The organism is Candidatus Kirkpatrickella diaphorinae (assembly GCF_025736875.1).
In the GTDB taxonomy this organism is placed as follows: Bacteria; Pseudomonadota; Alphaproteobacteria; order Acetobacterales; family Acetobacteraceae; genus Sorlinia; species Sorlinia diaphorinae.
This window is the reverse complement of the sequence record NZ_CP107052.1, coordinates 1,999,961-2,018,429: the sequence shown is the minus strand read 5'-3', so window position 1 is coordinate 2,018,429 and position 18,469 is coordinate 1,999,961. Positions and strand designations below refer to the sequence as shown.

The 18,469-nt window shown below is 57.9% G+C and carries 17 protein-coding genes; 9 read left to right on the top strand and 8 right to left on the bottom strand.

What is annotated here, in order from left to right; all coding sequences use genetic code 11:
* Positions 1-84: 84 nt before the first annotated feature.
* The 6 genes from N5W20_RS08890 to N5W20_RS08865 all read left to right on the top strand — a co-directional run bounded on the left by N5W20_RS08890 (position 85) and on the right by N5W20_RS08865 (position 6,383).
* Positions 85-921, top strand: coding sequence for an aldo/keto reductase (locus tag N5W20_RS08890; RefSeq protein ID WP_319806784.1), 837 nt, complete (start codon positions 85-87; stop codon positions 919-921).
* A gap of 97 nt (positions 922-1,018) precedes the next feature.
* Positions 1,019-2,461 (top strand): hypothetical protein, encoded by a 1,443-nt coding sequence (locus tag N5W20_RS08885; RefSeq protein ID WP_319806783.1) that lies wholly within the window; start codon positions 1,019-1,021, stop codon positions 2,459-2,461.
* A complete protein-coding gene (locus tag N5W20_RS08880; RefSeq protein WP_319806782.1) occupies positions 2,452-3,357 on the top strand; it encodes a hypothetical protein in 906 nt (301 codons plus the stop codon). The genes N5W20_RS08885 and N5W20_RS08880 overlap by 10 nt, the downstream gene beginning before the upstream one ends.
* Positions 3,354-3,905 (top strand): hypothetical protein, encoded by a 552-nt coding sequence (locus N5W20_RS08875; protein ID WP_319806781.1) that lies wholly within the window; start codon positions 3,354-3,356, stop codon positions 3,903-3,905. Before N5W20_RS08880 ends, N5W20_RS08875 begins: the two co-directional genes overlap by 4 nt.
* Positions 3,898-4,995 (top strand): hypothetical protein, encoded by a 1,098-nt coding sequence (locus N5W20_RS08870; protein ID WP_319806780.1) that lies wholly within the window; start codon positions 3,898-3,900, stop codon positions 4,993-4,995. Before N5W20_RS08875 ends, N5W20_RS08870 begins: the two co-directional genes overlap by 8 nt.
* Positions 4,992-6,383 (top strand): NADH-quinone oxidoreductase subunit D-related protein, encoded by a 1,392-nt coding sequence (locus tag N5W20_RS08865; RefSeq protein ID WP_319806779.1) that lies wholly within the window; start codon positions 4,992-4,994, stop codon positions 6,381-6,383. The genes N5W20_RS08870 and N5W20_RS08865 overlap by 4 nt, the downstream gene beginning before the upstream one ends.
* A gap of 31 nt (positions 6,384-6,414) precedes the next feature.
* Here N5W20_RS08865 and N5W20_RS08860 read toward each other — a convergent pair whose 3' ends face one another.
* On the bottom strand, positions 6,415-7,869 hold the full coding sequence (locus N5W20_RS08860; protein WP_319806778.1) for a protein adenylyltransferase SelO: 1,455 nt from the start codon (positions 7,867-7,869) through the stop codon (positions 6,415-6,417).
* Between the two features lie 206 nt (positions 7,870-8,075).
* Here N5W20_RS08860 and N5W20_RS08855 point away from each other — a divergent pair, with 206 nt between their 5' ends.
* A complete protein-coding gene (locus N5W20_RS08855) occupies positions 8,076-9,413 on the top strand; it encodes a lipopolysaccharide biosynthesis protein (RefSeq protein WP_319806777.1) in 1,338 nt (445 codons plus the stop codon).
* A 1-nt stretch (position 9,414) separates the two neighbouring features.
* Here the strand turns inward: N5W20_RS08855 and N5W20_RS08850 are convergent, their stop codons facing one another.
* Together N5W20_RS08850 and N5W20_RS08845 are read right to left on the bottom strand one after the other, a co-directional pair.
* Positions 9,415-10,335: a glucosamine inositolphosphorylceramide transferase family protein gene (locus tag N5W20_RS08850; RefSeq protein WP_319806776.1), complete on the bottom strand. Its 921-nt coding sequence runs from the start codon at positions 10,333-10,335 to the stop codon at positions 9,415-9,417.
* Positions 10,336-10,439: 104 nt separating this feature from the next.
* The gene (locus N5W20_RS08845; protein WP_319806775.1) at positions 10,440-10,946 is read right to left on the bottom strand and encodes a hypothetical protein; all 507 of its coding nucleotides are present in this window, start codon (positions 10,944-10,946) and stop codon (positions 10,440-10,442) included.
* A gap of 160 nt (positions 10,947-11,106) precedes the next feature.
* Here N5W20_RS08845 and gap point away from each other — a divergent pair, with 160 nt between their 5' ends.
* Positions 11,107-12,126, top strand: coding sequence for a type I glyceraldehyde-3-phosphate dehydrogenase (gap, locus tag N5W20_RS08840; RefSeq protein WP_319806774.1), 1,020 nt, complete (start codon positions 11,107-11,109; stop codon positions 12,124-12,126).
* 14 nt (positions 12,127-12,140) lie between these two features.
* A complete protein-coding gene (locus N5W20_RS08835; protein WP_319806773.1) occupies positions 12,141-13,358 on the top strand; it encodes a phosphoglycerate kinase in 1,218 nt (405 codons plus the stop codon).
* Between the two features lie 108 nt (positions 13,359-13,466).
* On the opposite strand, the gene N5W20_RS08830 is transcribed toward N5W20_RS08835, so the two are convergent.
* From N5W20_RS08830 to mtaB, 5 genes are all read right to left on the bottom strand, one after another.
* Positions 13,467-14,600 (bottom strand): type III PLP-dependent enzyme, encoded by a 1,134-nt coding sequence (locus N5W20_RS08830; protein ID WP_319806772.1) that lies wholly within the window; start codon positions 14,598-14,600, stop codon positions 13,467-13,469.
* A 118-nt stretch (positions 14,601-14,718) separates the two neighbouring features.
* Positions 14,719-15,585 carry a polyamine aminopropyltransferase gene (speE, locus tag N5W20_RS08825; RefSeq protein WP_319806771.1) on the bottom strand — a complete coding sequence of 289 codons (867 nt, stop codon included), beginning with the start codon at positions 15,583-15,585 and terminating at the stop codon, positions 14,719-14,721.
* Positions 15,586-15,678: 93 nt separating this feature from the next.
* Complete coding sequence (gene speD, locus N5W20_RS08820; protein ID WP_319806770.1) at positions 15,679-16,149, bottom strand: adenosylmethionine decarboxylase; 471 nt, start codon at positions 16,147-16,149, stop codon at positions 15,679-15,681.
* A gap of 174 nt (positions 16,150-16,323) precedes the next feature.
* Complete coding sequence (gene ftsY / locus N5W20_RS08815) at positions 16,324-17,247, bottom strand: signal recognition particle-docking protein FtsY (RefSeq protein WP_319806769.1); 924 nt, start codon at positions 17,245-17,247, stop codon at positions 16,324-16,326.
* Positions 17,240-18,466 (bottom strand): tRNA (N(6)-L-threonylcarbamoyladenosine(37)-C(2))-methylthiotransferase MtaB, encoded by a 1,227-nt coding sequence (gene mtaB, locus N5W20_RS08810; protein WP_319807879.1) that lies wholly within the window; start codon positions 18,464-18,466, stop codon positions 17,240-17,242. The genes ftsY and mtaB overlap by 8 nt, the downstream gene beginning before the upstream one ends.
* Between the last annotated feature and the right edge of the window lie 3 nt (positions 18,467-18,469).

The following is an 18,469-nucleotide window of genomic DNA, read 5'->3' as shown; positions in this document are numbered from 1 at the left end:
CCCCGGCCTCCACCGGCCCGCCTTTTCCCCACTCTCGACTCCGTCGACGCACGCGCCGGCCATTAATGCGGTGGAGAAGACGAGATGAAAACACGCGACGGCGCGCGCGTTGCGCCGCTCGGTATGGGCACGTGGTCCCTCGGTGACTCCAGAGTGACTTATAAGGAGGAGATCACCTGCCTTCATGAGGGGCTGGATGCGGGTCTGACGATGATCGACACCGCCGAGATCTACGGCAATGGGCGGTCCGAAACGCTGATCGGTGACGTCATGGCGGAGAGGCGCCAGGATGCGTTTCTTGTTAGTAAAATCATGCCGAACCATGCGACGTTTGAAGGGACACAACGCCACTGCCGCGCCTCCCTTGAGCGCCTGAAGACGGATTACCTCGATCTCTATCTGCTTCACTGGCGCGGGCATATCCCGCTGCATGAAACAATCGAAGCGATGGAGAAACTCAAATCGGACGGGCTGATCCGCCATTGGGGCGTCTCAAATTTTGATGTCGAGGATATGGAAGAAGTCGTGGCGCTGACGCCGCATTGCGCCTGTAACCAGGTTCTTTACAACCTTCGAAATCGCGGGACGGAATTAGAGCTTCTGTCAAAGCTTGAGGCCCATCGCATCAAGGCGGTTGCCTGCTCCCCCCTTGGGCATGATGGCACGCTCCTGCAACATCCCACATGCCAGACCATCGCGCAGGATTACCGGACACTGGCGGGGCCGGCCACGACAGCGCAGATCGCCCTCGCCTGGGTTTTGCGGCAGGGAAATCTGGTGGCGATCCCGCGCACGTCTTCGCCGGAGCACATGCGGGAGAATGTCCTCGCCAGCGACATCCATCTCTCATCGGCATCATTGGCGGCGCTCGACGCGGTATTTGCACCGCCGAAACAGAAACGGTCTCTGGAGATGATCTGAAAGCCCCTCCCGTCATCGGGCCAAGTTGAATCCGGTGTTCATCTCATGCAGTAAGGTGGAACACGCTGGCTGAGCTCGAAAGGTATCAACGACGATCGTGACAAGTATCGCTGATATTCTGCGTGGTGCCCTCCTCCTCGTCACGCTTCTGGGTGTTGTCAGAACAAGTCACATGCCGACCCTCACGCGGCGTGGGCCGATCATCGTCTCGGCGTTACAGCTCTTCCTCACTCTTATTTACGTTCTGGTTACTGAAGCCGAACCTCAGACCCGAACGACAATCATGCCCGCAAGCTGGATGCTGCTCTGGATATTGTCGACCCTGGAGGAACGCGCGATCGCCGGGCGGCTCGGTCAGCTCGCCGGACTCGCGACGCTTTTCAGTCGGCACCCGGTGGAGATGGTCTTTTTCGCGGGCGCCACTTACCTTCTCACCGCGCCGACAGAAAAATTGCGGCGTTTCTCCCCGCGCACCTTTTGTGTGATTGGGGCGCTCCTCATCGCCTCTCATCCCCTGACAACGGCCCTGCCGACCGCTTTCAGCGTCAGCGCGGCTCTGGCCGCGCTGGTGGGTTTTGCGTCCGCGCCCGTCATGGGCTTCGCCCTGTGCGTCCACCTCCTGCCAGAAGCCCTCTCCGCGCCCTGGGTGTCTCTCATCTTCATCGCCGCCACCATTTTTCTGGCAACGGACCGACAAAGTAACGGCATCCGCACATGGCCCCTTCTCATGCTGGGACTGACGCTGATGGCCCGTCATGATCACCTTGACGGGGTCGCGATTAACGCGACGCGCGCTTTCCTGATGGCGATGATCATCCTGCCCGCCACGTCAACCCGACGCGCGCTGTCATCCTCTTTACTGACTCTACCCCTTCCCCCTTTGCCGATGTTTATCGCCGCTTCCTACGGTGCTCTGGCTTTCAGCCTTTATGCCATGACAATGCCAGCGGCCGCTTTGTTACTGGTTTTACCAATATTGATTTTCGGATTCACTTTGGCACACCTCTTCATTTTACCTCTGACGGCACCGCCAAGGCCAACCGGATCCGGGGAGGGAAATTTCTTTCCCCGCGCCATCTGTCTGACGGCCATTCTGATACCCGGCGCCTGTCTCGGACTTGTCGGGAACGCATTATCCGTCCCGGCCAGCCCGTTGGGTGACCACGCTTTCATGGCGCGCCTTTTCGGATTTGAATTCAGTGGGACGTTTATCTGGTGGACGCCGATCATATCGGGTTTCCTCTTTATGATCCTGCTGTTGCGTCAGATTATCCGCCATGTCCAGCTTAGTAGTGAGGATCGAATATTAGTTGAAAATGAGCGTTTTACAGGAGATTTCCGACCTAATTTCAGGATGAATGAAAATTTACTTCGATCTATTTTACAGTACCATAAATTTTTTCGTTCCATTGCAGTAGATTCAGGCTATTTTATAAATAAAAGGGTAGCACAAGGCGATTATCTGGTTAAAATCATCTTTTCTCTCGTCTTATTGGGGCTCATGGTCGTCGGCTTCCGGGGGGCATTTTCATGGCCGTAGGCGTTTGGATCACGGTCCAGATCGGTGCTCTGATTTGTGTCAGCTGGCTGAGCGCGCCATTTTTTTACGATATCTTCCGCGTCATGAGCCGGGTCCTTGCGGGCCGTCATCCTTTTGGTGATGAATGTCGATGGCATCAGATTGCCCGCAATTGGCGCCATCAGGGTCAAATCTCCCTTCCGCCTCTTCTCGCCATCCTCTCAAACAGTCTGGCCATCGCCATTCTGCCTTTCTTCACCCTTAAATATGCCTTTCCCGCGATTGGCGTGCCGATGACGGCGGGGCTGCTTTTATGTGCGGCCCTTCTTCCGACCTGGTATGTCGCGACGCAGCGCGGGCCAGGTGCGCCGCCCATCAAGCAGGCGGAGGCGCAATTTCTTTCATCTGTGCGCTTCGTCGTTATGATCCTGCCTCTGCTTGCCATCACGGGATTGATCATCGCGATCGGTTTCCCATTCCCAACTGATCCTGGTGATCATCTGAGCGCCCAGGCAGACGGCTTCTACTCCCCTCTTGCCGGAAGCGTTTTCTGCCTCGGCTGGGTGTTGATCATGTCCATGATCGACGGCCCCGTGCCGCCTGACACGCAGGACCTTCTGCTACATGCACAACCGGGCCGGGACCGCGCCATATTTAAATTCAGCCATGACCTTAATTGCTTCGGCTGGTGCCTCCTGGCGTCAAACCTGATTTACCCGTCAGCCTATAGCTTCTTACAAGGCAGATTTATGACAGCTATGTCCGCGCTCATCCTGCGACCTCTTGCAGGCGTTTGTGCGGTTATCGTGATCATGGCAATCTGGCGGATTTTGAATCATAAGCCCCGTTTATGGCCGCGCATTGCACTCATCTGTGTCGCGATGCTGACGATTTTATCGGGGAGGATGTTGCGATGATGCCGGTCTTCAGCCTCCTGATTGCCGCCACACTTCTCGGGATCGGTGGCGGGTATCATGTTCTGATCCTGAACGCCTTTTTCAGTGCCAGCCTTGCTGTCATTTTCAGGACAAGTCAGCTCGGCGTCATGACCGGCATTCTCATCCTCCTGCTCAATATCGTCACGGCGATTTTCCTGCGCGCTGCCGTGTATCAGGATGTTACGTCAGAAACTGAGGGGCGTGATGGGGTGCGGCGTTTCCTGGCGCGCGCCGGTGCTGTGGGCCTCGCCTTTCCCCTCGCCATGCAATGCCCGATTTTCACGCCGACGGGCGTCGCGCTGATGATAATGATCAGCGGCATCGCCAGCATCATCTTGAAGCAGCCAGCGGCCCAATTCATCGGGCTTTTCTGCGCAATGAACGGCCTGCTTCTTCTCTCCGCGCTGACGGCTCAAGCCACTTTCGTCTACGTGGCTTCCAGTGTCTGGTGCGGCCTTTTCATCATCGCGCGTCTTTCACTGCCGAAGGTCTCTTGGCCGCCTTTGGAAGGGGGTTACCGTGATTGACGCGCCGCTCCTCTTTATCGTAAAAGCCTGGCCGGTCTTTGCGGCGATCACTATGGTGCTTATCCCGCGTGGCAAACAACGTTCCTTCGGCCTGGCATTTGCCGCGATCGGCTTTGCGCTCGCCTTGATGAGCGCGATCTTTCTTCTTCCGGTTCCACCTGTCCCGCGCATTCTTTTTTGTGCCGCTTCATTCCTCCCGCTCCTGACTTTGCTCAATGACGCCGGTATGCGCCGGATGGCCCCGCTTTTTCTCATCAGCAGCGTCGCCAGCCTGACCTGTCTGGCCACGGACAGGCTCTCAAATGTCGTCGGCGTCACATTCATGGCTTTCGCGCTGATCATTGTCATGCTCCGCCATGCAGCACATGTGCGGCCTGTGCTGGGGTGGAGTCACATTTTGATCAGCGCCTGCATCACGTTGCTGACAGGCACCGCCCTCACCAGCATGACATGGCCGGAGACGCACCACCCGGCGCGTATCGATGAGGTCCTGATGGCTGCCGGGTTTACGGTGCTGCTTTCGGGGTTCAGACTTGCGCGCGAGACGTCCGCTGAGTCCGCATTGGTGACAATGCTGCGTTGTAGCATTGTCCTGACCGCCGTGTCAGGCCTGTTGAAAATTCATGAAATTATCGTGGTGCAGGAAGTGGTGATCGCCGTCAGCCTTATCGCCGCCGCGTGGTTATTTCTTCAGGGTTGCGCGACGATCAATCTTTGCGGATGCTTCGTCGCATTATCTGCCGTCATGCCCCATTCCGGCGCGCCGATGATTGTGTTCACTCTCGCACTCTGCCTCGCTGAAAACATCAATCCTTCCGCCCATGCGGATCGCTGGATGGAGTCCGTCCTGCCGCCTTCACCCTTACTCCCGGCGGTTCTTGCCCTCTTCTGGGCGATGAACACGATTTCAATCGCTTTCGGCGCCACGCTTCTGATCATTATTCTCGGCCAGTTTGTGATGCGGCGCCCGGCTTGGCCCTCCACCCTTGCGTGGCAGACGCACGTCAATCTCTGGCTGCTGCTCGCACTCGGTCTGACAAGCCCCGTTTTTATCGCGCATAACCTGTTTCTGAACGGGGTCGGGCCATGACGATGCCGAACTGGGGGAAGCGCGCATCTGAGCGGTCATTTCGACGACATCTGACGGAACAGCAATGGCGCGATCTGGCAGCGGCGCCTTCCGGAAATTTTATCGGCCTCTGGTGTGATGATGACAATGCCTATCACCTTTGCTGGGATCGACAATCACCCGTGCTTTACAGCACGCCGCTCATTGATCACCGCTATTTCGGCCTGTCCCACGCCACGCGCGCCGCCAGCCTGGCAGAACGTGTGGCGCTGGAACTCTGGGGCGCGATGCCGCTCGACGCGCTGAGTGATGAGCCTCTTCTGGACCATGAAAAGTGGCTGAGTGTCTGGCCGCTTTCCCGCCGCGCATTGCCAGCGGCCGCCCCCACCACGCAACGCACACGTGACCCCCTTTTTACCCCCACATCCCGGCCCGGCCTTCTCCGGAAATACCATTCCGGCCTGAGGGTTGGCAGGTCTCACCGGGGCCTGCAGAAGCGTCTGCTGGAAAAACCGATCACAGAGGCGCTCCAGATGGTCGGCAGACTGGCATCAGGTGAGACCGTCAGCGCACCGCTGGTGATGGCGCAGGCCCTGGAGGCCTGTCACGGGGTTGAGATTTCACCGCGTGACCGGGATGCTCGCCTGATCCTCGCGGAGGTGGAGCGTCTCCGCGTCCACTTTGAATCTATTATCACCGTGGCGCGCCTCACCGGGCAGGATCTTCTGGAAACACATGCGGCGCTGATTTTAAGAAAATGCGAACAAGCCTGTATGGAACATGCGGGTGGGCATCACTTGATGGGCTGCATCACGCTGGGCGGCATGTCACCGGCAATCGACGCGGCCGCATTGGCGGAGGCGATCATTTCCACCCTCCCGGCGCGCCTCCCCCTGCTCGCCAAACTCATTTCCCATGCGGAGACGGTGTTGACGCGCCGCGCCGCGATGCCGCGTCATCGCGCGGAGACCCATCTTCTGCGCGGCGTGAATGGGCGGGCCTCCGGTTATAAGGGGGACCTTCGTCTCATGCGACATGATCCTCGATTTGCGGTCATGCTGGATGCGCTGAATCTCAAAGGCGATGCTTATGCGCGGCTCTGGAACCGATATTACGAAATCAAGGAATCTCTCGCCTATCTGACCGCGATCCATCGTCACGACGCGCAAGAAATCGACATCACCCGGCCGGTCATTTATGACGCGCATGAAGCCGTCAGCTTTATTGAAGGCGCGCGCGGAGAGAGTTGGTGCTGGGTGAAATGCCAGGATGAACGCCTGACCCATTTTCACCTTCAGACGGGCAGTTTCAACACACTTCCCGTGCTTCTGGAGCTTTGCCTTGCCGGAGAGGATGAGCAATTCCTGGAAGCCTCATTCGCCTATTCCCCCGCGGGCGCGGAGCTCTGACACCGGTAAAATCGCCCGGCACTTCCGGTTTTCAGGTGCCGCACCATGTGGTGTGGACTTCTTCCTCCTTCGTCGGCGGCTGCTCTAAAACTGCGTTCCGCTGAAAAGGATGAGTCACAGCGTCAAGAAGCTGATGGAATGGCTGCAGATCACCACACTCCGCTGCCATGATCACTTTTTCAACCTGATGATTTCGCGGGATCACGGCGGGATTGCGCCGTGACATCATTTCCGCCGCTTTTCTGCCCCCACCTGGTTGAAGTGCCACACGCGCTGCCCATTTCTCAGCCCAATTTTGGAAAGCATGTGGATTGCGCAGGGACATCTCACCCCCGCAATTTGAGATCCGATCCGGCAAGGTGAGGAAAAACGACGTATAATCCATTGCTTCTTCCGTCAGAATCGCCAGACAGCCATCAATGATCGCCTCATCCTCCGCATCACATCCGGGCAGCCCCAGTTTTTGCGCCATAAGGCCGCGATAGCGACGCTGGAAGCGCGTCGGAAAATCGTCAATGATATCGCGGAATGGTTTGATAGCGGCATCATCCTCCGAAAACAGCAGCGTCTCAGCGAAACGCGCCAGGTTCCAGCGCGCGACATCCGCCTGACGGTTGAAAGCATAACGCCCCCTCACATCGATCCCGCTGAACACTTTGTCAGGCACGTAGCTGTCCAAAAAGGCGCACGGCCCGTAATCGATTGTCTCCCCCGCGATCGACATATTATCGGTGTTCATGACACCATGAATAAAGCCAAGGCTCATCCAATGCGCGATGAGATCCGCATGCGCATCCGCGACCGCGTCGAATAAGGGGACGCGCAACGCGTCAATGTCAGGCTCTGCATCATTGGCGGCGATGACCCGATCGGCATAAAGGTTTTTTGCGGCAAAAAGCACCACGGCCCGGAGGGCGGGCACATCGCCGCGGCACGCCGCAAATTGAAAGGACCCCACCCGTAAAAAAGAGCGGCTTACCCGCGTCAGAATGGCGCCCGGCAAGGCGCGGTCCCGCAGAACGTCTTCCCCTGTCGCGACCGCGACCAGGGCGCGCGTCGTGCTGACGCCCATGGCGTGCATGGCTTCGCTGAGGAGATATTCACGCAAAACCGGCCCGATTGCGGCGCGCCCATCGCCATTGCGGGAAAAAACCGTCCGGCCCGCGCCTTTCAATTGCACGTCGAAGGGCGTTCCCTCACGGTCCTGAACCGTGCCGAGAAGCATGGCGCGCCCATCACCCAGACTGGGCACAAACTGCCCGAATTGATGCCCGGCATAGGCTTGTGCAACGGGTATAACGTCCGCCGGCATATGGCACCCTGCGAGCATCGCCACACCTTCCGGCGCGGCGAGCCACGTCGCATCAAATCCCAACCGCGCCGCCAGCGCCTCGTTGAGGGAAAGGAGGGTTGGACTTGAGACGGGGGACAGCGTGACGTTTGACCATAGTGATTCAGGCCATTTGCGATAGGATGGCGTCAGCATTTTCCCCCCGTTAAATAGGATATCTCAGCCCGATATCGCGCCTCTCCAGCGTGAGATATGATGAGTTTCCTGCAACTTCAATGGTTTACTTCCGCGTTCTGAATTGCGATAAAGACTCATGTAATTCCGCCATATTGCAGGCTCCAGGCCGCCCCGAGCGCAAACTGAACCTTTATTTTTGAGACGTCATTCGGCAAAAGACAATCATGTCAGCGCATTCAATTCTTTATCGGCGCATTTTCAGCAATGTCAGTTTTCTGACAATTGGGCGCGTGGCCAACGCAATATGCAGTTTCGCCTATATTTCTCTGGCGATCCGTGCATTGGGACTGCGCGATTTCGGCATCCTTATCCTGATTCATTCGCTTGCAACGACGGCTTCTACCATCACGCGGTTGCAATCATGGCAAACGATGATCCATTTTGGCGATGCGCCCTTTAAGTCGGGCGATAAGGGATTGCTGAAACAGGTCATCGGGTTCTGTGTCCGGCTCGATCTCCTCTCCGCTCTGGCGGCCGTTCTCTTCGGGTTGGTCAGTGTCATTTTCTACAGCTTCACATCAGGCTGGACATCGCAGGAGCGGTTGCTCGCGTTCGCCTATCTGATTGTCTGCCCTTTCAAATATACGGGCTGGGCGCAGGGCGTCCTGCGTCTGACAGGGCGATTCGCTCTTGTGCCCGTAACCGATTCGGCGACGGCATTGTTCCGCACATTCGGCGCGGCGATCGGTTTCTTCGCGCATATGTCGCTGCCTTTTTTCGTCGCCGTCTGGGGCGGGACGGTTCTGCTGGATTACGCGCTCTTCATATTTTTCGCGATCCGCACTTTGCGCAAGGACGCGCATATACGCCTTGACTGGCAGAGCACCCTGCTAGGCTGGAAGTGGCGGCTTAAGGGCATGTGGGCCTTCACGCGCTCAACCAGCCTGAATCAGACGCTCAGCCTCGTTGCCGGTAATGTCAGCACCTTGATTGTCGGGAACCTCCTCGGCCCGGCGGAAGCCGCGATCTTCCGCATCTGCCGCCAGATCGCCGATGGGATTGTTACCCCGGCCCAACTCCTCTCACCCGTCCTCTACCCGGAGCTGACGCGTCTGCGCGCGGAAAGAAACTGGAAGGGCCTGGCCCGCGTCACCTGGAAGATTTTCGCCATTCTCTGCGCGGTTTCTGTCGCGTTGCTGATTGTTTCCGCCCTGGCGGGGGGGAAGATCTTCGCTCTGATGCTGCATCTGCACGTCAAGGGAAGCACCCATTATATATCGATCATGCTCGTGGCAGCGGCGTTCAGCCTGTTGATCGTACCGCTGGAACCGATGCTGATTGTCATGGGGCATGTGTCGCGCCTGGTGCGTGCGCGCTCCATCCTGCTTCTCCTCTACTTCCCGATGTTGGTGGTGCTGACGCGCAGATTTTCGCTTACGGGCGCATGTTATACGGCGGCCATCTGCAATTTCGCCGTGTTCATTTATTGGGTCTGGAGTGCGCGGCGATGTACGCGGCGGGCCATCAAGGGCCGAACGCACGCCCAGCCGACGCCCTCGTAGTTCAGACGTCCTGGCGTCGTTGCGCCGCGCGGTTGCGAAGGGCGCGTCGGGCTTCGATCATGAGCAGATTGGGGGAGAGGGTGCGTTTTTTCACGTCGAAAAAAGTCAAATCGCCGCAGGCGGAGAGCGTGTGGAGCCCTTCAAGATAAGGCTTGAAACCGGGGGCCGGGTTAAGGCGCGGCCCGCAGGAGATTTTGACCGAGGCGGGGCTTAAACTGTCAAGCCATAAAGGCCGGATGCCACGCCCGTAACCCCCCACACAATCCTGAACCGGCAGCATCACCTTCCCATCAATTTCAACCGCCATACCGCCCGGTCGGGCGCTGGCATGATCAACCCGGATCGGGTTGCCGGCATGTCGCGTCCAATGCCCTGTCAAGCGATTCGCATAAGCGCAATGCAGCGCATTGACCCCGCTTTTAACCGCGTGGAGCGGCGTGTAGAACAGCCACCACATGCCGTGGAAATTCAAAATCGTTGCGTCAATGGCAACGTCTTCCCCGAGCGCAATATCGCATGTCGCCTCCCATTCATCCGGGAAGGTTTTGGCGCGGTAAAGCGTCAGTTTTCCGGATTGGAAGGCCTCCGGCAGCATCCAGATCTCACCCTCGGACGCAAAGACCTGCGGGTAGGATAAATGCCAGGGCTTTTCGAGGACAATGCGCGACTCGATGACGCGCCCCTTCGCATCAAGTGCTGCCCACTCAATGCGTCCATGGCGGTCCCGATAATCGAACACCTCACTGAAAAGATGCAGATTATCCCCCAGCCGCAAGCCAAACGGATCGGCCCGGAACTGGTAGGAACGGGGCATATCGGGAAGCCAGGTCACGTCGAAACCGGAGAAACCGCCCATCGTCACGATGTCATCGACCGGCGCGAAGCAGAGTCCGGTGCGCCAAATATCTTTTTTGATCGCCATGTTTTATCCGGTCCCTTCATGACTTGGCGATGGCCCACCCCGACGCGGTTAGCGGCGCGTCCGGGGTCAGGTCGAGGCAGATCGGCCGATAAGGCCGCAACGCCTCATTCTGGATCGATATGATAAACGCAATGGGCGACATTTTGCTGCACGCGCGCCGAAATCAAGATCTGGGAGGCATCCGCCCCCGCTGCACGCATCACCGTCAATAAGGATCGCAATGTTGTGTCACTGGCTTGACGTAACTGGTCAGCCTGCCCCTTCAGATCTGCCGGTGCCGGACAGGTGGCCTGCACCACGAAGAGGAGCTGAGCTTTGCGCGCCAAGGCAAATTTGACGGATTTTGTAACGACCGGCGCCCAGTCATCCTCCGGCGTATCATCGGAAAATTTGATGAAGGGTGCTGGTGCGGGCTGGGTAATGACGGGCTTGCGCGGCGGCTCTGGGCGGCGACCCGTATGGGAGTCAAACCATCGTTGCCCGGGAGGCGCGCAACTGCTCAGGAGTAGGAGCAACCCGCAAGTGACTGGCGCGGCGCGCATGATATATGCGACGCAGGATGACGCATCGACCGGCCAATTCCGCCACGGGGCAAGATTTTTCTCCATCATGAGAAATGTGCGGTGATTTCCGGAGATCGGCAAGCAGAAACCTGCAGACTGAACGGTTTTTTCACAATTTGATGCTTTTCAACGGCCCCGCCTCTTAACACAGCGTGGGAAAATGTTAGGTTAGGGCGGCAAAACAGAGTTTGTGAGGCTGGAGGTTATCATGGCGACAAAGATCGCTATTAATGGTTTTGGACGTATCGGACGGCTTGTTCTTCGCAGTATCATTGAAAGTGGCCGCACCGATGTCGTCCCCGTTGCGATCAATGATCTCGGCAGTGTGGCGGAAAATGCCCATCTGCTCGCCTATGACAGCGTCCATGGACGGCTCCCCGCTGATGTGAGGGCGGAGGGCGACAAGCTGATCATCTCCGCGAATGGTCGGCAGTGGGACCCTATCCATGTGTCGGCTGAGCGTGACCCGTCAGCCGTGCCTTTTAAAGGCGTGGATGTGGCGATGGAGTGCACCGGGCTTTTCACCTCCAAGGAAAAAGCTTCAGCCCTTTTGAAGGCCGGTGCGCGGAAGGTCATTATTTCCGCCCCCGGGACGGATGTTGACGCGACGATCGTCTACGGCGTCAATAATGCCATGCTCACACCCGATATGACGGTGATTTCCAACGCTTCCTGCACGACAAACTGCCTCGCGCCGGTCGCAAAAATTCTGGATGAGACGATTGGCATCACGTGTGGTTACATGGTGACCATTCACTCCTTTACGGGTGATCAACGCACGGTCGACACGCATCATCGTGACCCGCGTCGCGCGCGTGCGGCCTCACTGAACATGATCCCCACATCGACCGGTGCCGCAAAGGCGATCGGCCTCGTCCTGCCCCATCTGAAGGGACGGCTGGATGGCACGTCAATCCGTGTGCCCACGCCGAACGTTTCAGTCGTATCACTGGACATCGTGCCGACACGCACGCCAGCTTCGGTGCAGGAAATCAATGACGCGATGCGTCAGGCGGCAGAGGGGCCTCTCAAAGGCATTCTGGCTTATAATGAGGCGCCGCTTGTCAGTGGTGACTTCAACCACAGCCCGGCCTCTTCAACCTTCGATGCAACGCAGACATCGCTGGTGGATGGCGGCAAGATGGTGCGCGTCTGCGCATGGTATGACAATGAGTGGGGCTTCTCGAACCGCATGTCGGACACAGCCGCACTTTTCGCGAGCCTGTAAGGGAAGGTAAAGCAATGGGCACGTTACGCACGCTGAATCATCTTTCACCGGAGGGCAAGCGCGTGCTTCTGCGCGCTGACCTCAACGTGCCCGTTCGCGACGGTCAAGTCACGGACACGACGCGCATTGACCGTCTTCTGCCCACGATTGACGAATTGGCCCGTAAAGGGGCGCGCGTCATCGTGCTGAGCCATTTTGATCGGCCCAAAGGCAAGGTTGTGCCGCATATGTCTCTCGGGCCGATTGCGGAGATCATCTCTGCCCGGCTGAAGCGCGACGTGCATTTCGTGCCCAACTGTATCGGCCCGGAAGTGGAGCAGGCTGTGGCCCGGTTAGAGGATACGGAAGTCCTTCTGCTGGAAAATACCCGCTTCCATGAAGGGGAAGAGGCGAACGACCCGGAATTTTCAGCCATGCTGGCGAAGCTTGGCGATGTTTACGTCAATGACGCCTTCTCAGCCGCGCATCGCGCCCATGCCTCAACCGAGGGTGTCGCGCGCCATCTGCCCTCCTTCGCAGGTCGCCTGATGGAGGCGGAGCTCAGCGCACTCTCCACCGCGCTCGAAAATCCGGACCGACCTGTTGGCGCTCTGATCGGCGGGGCGAAAATCTCCACGAAGCTCGATCTGATCGGCAACCTGCTTGAGAAGGTTGATGTGCTGTTTATTGGCGGGGCGATGGCCAACACATTCCTCGCCGCGCAGGGTGTCGCCATCGGGAAATCACTCCAGGAAGCCGACATGCATGAAACGGCGCGCGATATCCTGGCCAAGGCGCGGGAAAATAACTGCGAGGTTGTTCTTCCTGTCGATGTCGTCATTGCGGACAAATTTGAAAGGAATGCGCCTTCCCGCGTTTGTAAGACCGGTGACATCCCGGACGATAAAATGGTGCTCGATGCAGGGCCCGAGACCATCTCCCTCATTACGTCCAAATTGAGGGATCTGAAGACGCTTGTCTGGAATGGCCCTCTCGGCGCGTTTGAGATCGCGCCTTTCGACAAGGCAACGGTCGCTGTCGCGCAGGAAGCCGCCGCACTGACAAAATCGGGTAAGTTGAAAACGATTGCCGGGGGCGGTGATACGGTCTCAGCGCTCCGCCATGCCGGGGTCGTGCATGATATGACGTATGTTTCAACGGCAGGCGGCGCTTTTCTGGAGTGGCTTGAAGGCAAGCTCCTCCCCGGAATTACGATTTTAACGGACGCCGCCCAGAACGTCATTCCACTCTAGGCGCAGGATTGGCGAAAATGGGGTCACCATTTCATTTTCGCCGAAGCATTTCGACTTGGATTGACATCGCGTCTCCGGCTCTCCGCCGCCGGAATAGCGGCGCCCCGATCAAATATAATGTTCGGAAAGGGGTGCGAAGCCGTTAAAACCCTGAGACGAATAGGTCGAAACATAAGCGCCAGCGGCGAGAAGCGCTACACGGTCGCCTTCTTTCAAATCTGACGGCAGGGACACTTTATTTTTCCGATAAAGTATATCCACCCCATCACACGTCGGTCCGGCAAGGACAAAAGGGCGTTGCGGCGCCTGCTGCCGGAGGGACACGATGTCGTAGCGGATGGCCTCATCCTCCGTTTCCGCCAGACCACCGAAGCGGCCGATATCGAGATAGAGCCAGTCCCCCTCCTGCCCCGGAAGCTCCCGCCGCGCATTCAGCACGACTTCACTGCACACGATCCCGGCTTCAGCGACGAGGTAACGACCCGGCTCCGACATGATGAAGGGCCGCGCCGCGCCGAACGCTGTCGTTAAAGCCGCATCAATCTCTGAGGCGAAACGCTCAATTTCCGGCACCGGGGCGCGATATTGAACGGGGAAACCGCCGCCAATATTCAGCATGGTCAGTTTGATGCCATGCGCCGCGACATCTTGAAAAATACGCGCGGCCTGGTGGATCGCGTCAATATAGGCAGCGGGGGAGCCCTGCTGACTTCCAACATGAAACGACACGCCATAGGGGATGAGTCCCAGATCCGAGGCTTTGCGCAACAGAGAAGCACAGGTCGATGCAGAGGCCCCGAATTTCTGTGAAAGGGGCCAATCCGCGCCCTCATTATCAACCCCGAGACGCGTGTAGATTTTCGCCCCCGGTGCATGTTGCGCGATTTTCTGAAGTTCCTCCTCACTATCGCAAACGAACAGCCTAACACCGAGGGACGCGGCCTCTGCGATAGATGCGGATTTTTTGATCGGGTTACCGTAGGAAATATCCGATGGCGCACATCCAGCCGCCAGGCATTGGCGCACTTCCTCAATCGAGGCCGCGTCAAAACCCGCTTTGGCGCGCACCAGTGTTTTCAGGATTGGCGCGGCAGGGTTGGCTTTGACCGCGTAAAAAACTTTCGCCCACGGCATCGCTTTAACCATCCGCCGATATTGCTTGGCGACACGGTCGAGGTCGACGGCGAGATAAGGTGTTGGCAAGGCACCTTCCGAGAAAAACATTTTCAATTTGGGGGTCATGACCGGCCCTCCTCAAAATAAAAAAGCAGTATCGGATCAATGAAGCACCCTCACCGCGCGCGCAGCGTCACGTTTGACGCTTCGGGAACAATCCTCAACGCGGCGATGAGGGTAAATTTCACCGTTGGGGAAGGCAGCGACCAATATAGGGTGGCAGGGCGAAAGCGGCATGCTGCACATCGGGTGACCAGTAAAATGAATCACCGTTCAATCCGGCAGCCTGCGCGCGCGCGGCGATCTCCGACGTGGCAGGCAAAGTCAGATGGGCGTCCTTGCTGGCAAAACCCAACGCCATGAAGCCCCCGACATAAGTTGGCATGGACACAACATAGGCCGAGACATGCGGGAAGAATTGCCGACGGCGGCGGCTTGTCACCTCCAACTCCTCACTCTGCATAAAGGGCACGCCGCACTGATTGACGATGATGCCGCGGGGCGACAAAATGCGCGCACATTCCTGATAAAATGCGTCCGTGAAAAGCACCTCTCCGACGCCGATCGGGTCTGTCGAATCCACAATAATCACGTCGAAAGACGCATCTTCAGCTTTGGCGACATAGGCAATGCCGTCGCCGACAATGACGTCCGCGCGCGGATCGTCCCAGGACGCGCCCCCGATTTGTGGCATAAATTGTTTGGAGAGGTCGATAACGTCCGCATCAATCTCAACCATGACCGCTTTTTCAACAGTGCGATGCATGAGGACGTGACGCAGCACGCCCCCGTCTCCCGCGCCGATAATCAGCACGCGCTTTGCCGCACCATGGGTCAGAAGCGGCACGTGGGTGATCATTTCATGATACGGAAACTCGTCTTTTTCCGTGACCTGCACGACACCATCAAGCAGCAGGACGCGCCCATGATAAGCCGTCTCGAACAATTTAATGTCTTGAAACGCGCTTTTCTTTTCGATGAGCATTTTCTCGATTTTAAAGCTCTGACACCATGTGGGGTAGAGTGACTCGTGGATCCAGTTTTCAGTCATGGCTTACCCTTAACCCTTGCGACGCAAGGATATGCGCGCCGGCAGTCATACCGGCGCTTATTTCAAAATAAAGACGTGAAGAAATTCAGGCAGTCAGACGCCTGATTGAATGCGGCCCCGCCTCAAAAATGAGTCATTGATCCGATCCGCCTTAAAGCAGGATTGCATCACGGGAAGCGTCTTGAGCGGGTCACAGGCCCCGCACATAAACACATCCACCGCTGCAAAACTTCGCTCCGGCCATGTATGGATCGAGATATGACTCTCAGCCAGGACAAGCACGCCCGACACCCCGCCATTCGGCGTAAAATGGTGAAAATGGCCGTGCAGGATGGTGGCGCCTGCGGCTTCTGCCGCATCGCGAAGAGATTTTTCTATGAGCTCCGGATCATCAAGATTTTTGGCACCCCAAAAATCCACGAGAAGATGGTGCCCGGCAAATTGCTCACCATCTCTTTCAATAAAATAATCTTTCTGGACGATGCCAGATTCTGTCGATGTCAGCGCTTTTTGGTTATCTCTCGGAAAGTCCGATACCATCCCCATTTGAGCAAGTGCGTTCATCACGTACCCCCAAACCAGTAGACGGCTGCGTTGGGCAAATCGCCCCCGCTTGTGCCAAGAAGCCGCCCCTTAGCGCCTTCGCTCTTAACAAACAAGTTTTTTATTTAATTGTTGCCGGATTTTCTCAATAAAAACTGATTTTTATCGTTACCCTGGCCCGCTCAGCCCGGCGCATCAATCAGCGTCATCTTTGATCTGACCCGCGACCAGACCCTCCGCAAATTGCAGCGCTGAGAAAGGTTGGAGGTCATCAGCCTGCTCACCCACACCGACAAAATGCACCGGCAGGCCGAAATTTTCAGCAAGCGCAATCACGACACCCCCACGAGCGGAGCCATCCAGCTTCGTGACGACAAGGCCGGACACGTTGACAAGCTCCTTGAAGACCCTCACCTGCTCCAGCGCGTTCTGACCTGTCGTCGCATCCAGCACGAGCAGGACGGAATGCGGTGCCGTTTCATCGATTTTGCGCATGACGCGGATGATTTTCGTCAGCTCATCCATCAGCGCGCCTTTATTATGGAGGCGCCCCGCTGTATCGATAAAAACGAGGTCACACCCATCTTCCCGCGCCTTCTGAATCCCGTCAAAAGCCAGGCCGGCCGCATCCCCGCCCTGCTTCCCGGAGATCACCCGCGCCCCGACACGCTGCCCCCAGATCTCCAATTGTTCCGTCGCCGCGGCGCGGAATGTATCGCCCGCCACAAGCATGGAAGTCAGGTTTCTCTGCGCGAACCATTGGGCCATTTTGCCGATTGTGGTCGTCTTGCCCACGCCATTCACCCCGACGACGAGGACGACATGCGGCTTATGCGCCACGTCCGGCGTGAAGGGCGTGGCAACGGGTGCCAGCACGCGCGCGATCTCCTGCGACAGAACGCGGTGAATTTCCTCAGTCGAAACGTCTTTACCGAAGCGCGTCCGACGAAAATCCTGTATCACGCGCGCCGCGACAGCGGGGCCGAGATCCGCGCCGATCAGCGCATCTTCAAGCGCGTTTAAAGCAGCATCGTCCAACGTCCGATGTGTCAGCGCCGCGTTGATTTTCTGGGAGGAGCGGTTAAGGCCCTGTTTGAGGCGGGAGAAGAAACTAGCCATGTGCCCCGATCTCCGCCACGATAGCCTCCTTGTCAAGGGCGACAAGCCGCACGGTGATGATCTCCCCGCGCTGCGCCAGGTGAGAGGCGATTTTGACGGGCGCAAAATGCGGGGAGCGGCCCATCCCGTCTTTCTCCATCAGGATTTCTGTTTCCTGCCCGATCAGGCGTGACCAGTAAGCGCGCCGGTTAGCCGCACCGCATTCACGCAATCGGGCGGCGCGCGCAGTGCGTTGCGGGTGCGGCACAGGCGGCATACGCGCGGCGGGCGTGCCCGGGCGTTCACTGTAAGGAAAGGCGTGAATATAAGCGATCTCACACGCCGCGACAAAATCGTAAGTTTCCTGCGCCTGCGCCGCCGTTTCCGTCGGGAAGCCTGCAATCAGGTCTGCGCCGAAAGCCATGTCCGGCCGCAAGTCCCGCGCGCGTTTGACGAGGTGAAGGGCGTCTTCCCGGCTGTGACGGCGCTTCATGCGCTTTAAGACGAGGTTGCTGGCGGCCTGGAGGGACAAATGCAGATGCGGCAGCAGGCGCGGCTCTTCCGCGATCAGCGTCCATAGATCATCATCGAAGGCAGCCGGGTCAACAGATGACAGGCGCAGGCGCCGAAGCTCCGGCACCTCACGCAGGATGGCGCGACACAGCGTGCCGAGAGCGGGGCGACCCAGAAGATCGACACCCCAGGACGCGATATCCACACCCGTCACAACGAGTTCCTGATGACCCGCGGCGATGAGGGATCGGGCTTTCGCAATCACCTCCGCCACCGGGAAGGAGCGTGACGCCCCGCGCCCATACGGAATGATACAGAATGTGCATTGATGGTCACAACCTTGCTGAACCTGCAGAAAGGCGCGGATATGTTGCCCGGGCACCTCGGCCGGGCCGGTTTTGACAGGGGCTGAAGCCCATTGAGCCGCCTGCAATTTATCGCGGTTCGGGACGATGCGCGTCACACCAGGGAGTGCACGATAAGCGTCCGGCGCGATTTCCGACGCGCATCCGGTGACGATAATATCGGCATCGGGGTGGGCACGGTGTATTTTGCGGATGGCCTGCCGCGCCTGTCTCTCCGCGCTTGTCGTCACCGCGCAGCTATTGACGACGATCATTTTGCCCTGGCCGGCACCGAGCCTGGCCATCTCCTCACTCTCATGCAGGTTAAGTCGACAGCCAAATGTGATGATCTGTGAAGGATCAGTACCGCCTGTCGGCGCCATTGC

Excerpts from the sequence above, each read along its gene's own strand:
- N5W20_RS08845 (WP_319806775.1), bottom strand. The coding sequence starts at position 10,946 with ATGATGGAGAAAAATCTTGCCCCGTGGCGGAATTGGCCGGTCGATGCG.
- N5W20_RS08855 (WP_319806777.1), top strand. The coding sequence starts at position 8,076 with ATGTCAGCGCATTCAATTCTTTATCGGCGCATTTTCAGCAATGTCAGT.
- speD (WP_319806770.1), bottom strand. The coding sequence starts at position 16,149 with ATGAACGCACTTGCTCAAATGGGGATGGTATCGGACTTTCCGAGAGAT.
- N5W20_RS08850 (WP_319806776.1), bottom strand. The coding sequence starts at position 10,335 with ATGGCGATCAAAAAAGATATTTGGCGCACCGGACTCTGCTTCGCGCCG.
- mtaB (WP_319807879.1), bottom strand. The coding sequence starts at position 18,466 with ATGGCGCCGACAGGCGGTACTGATCCTTCACAGATCATCACATTTGGC.
- N5W20_RS08880 (WP_319806782.1), top strand. The coding sequence starts at position 2,452 with ATGGCCGTAGGCGTTTGGATCACGGTCCAGATCGGTGCTCTGATTTGT.
- N5W20_RS08835 (WP_319806773.1), top strand. The coding sequence starts at position 12,141 with ATGGGCACGTTACGCACGCTGAATCATCTTTCACCGGAGGGCAAGCGC.
- N5W20_RS08830 (WP_319806772.1), bottom strand. The coding sequence starts at position 14,600 with ATGACCCCCAAATTGAAAATGTTTTTCTCGGAAGGTGCCTTGCCAACA.
- speE (WP_319806771.1), bottom strand. The coding sequence starts at position 15,585 with ATGACTGAAAACTGGATCCACGAGTCACTCTACCCCACATGGTGTCAG.
- N5W20_RS08875 (WP_319806781.1), top strand. The coding sequence starts at position 3,354 with ATGATGCCGGTCTTCAGCCTCCTGATTGCCGCCACACTTCTCGGGATC.
- N5W20_RS08890 (WP_319806784.1), top strand. The coding sequence starts at position 85 with ATGAAAACACGCGACGGCGCGCGCGTTGCGCCGCTCGGTATGGGCACG.
- N5W20_RS08860 (WP_319806778.1), bottom strand. The coding sequence starts at position 7,869 with ATGCTGACGCCATCCTATCGCAAATGGCCTGAATCACTATGGTCAAAC.
- ftsY (WP_319806769.1), bottom strand. The coding sequence starts at position 17,247 with ATGGCTAGTTTCTTCTCCCGCCTCAAACAGGGCCTTAACCGCTCCTCC.
- N5W20_RS08865 (WP_319806779.1), top strand. The coding sequence starts at position 4,992 with ATGACGATGCCGAACTGGGGGAAGCGCGCATCTGAGCGGTCATTTCGA.
- gap (WP_319806774.1), top strand. The coding sequence starts at position 11,107 with ATGGCGACAAAGATCGCTATTAATGGTTTTGGACGTATCGGACGGCTT.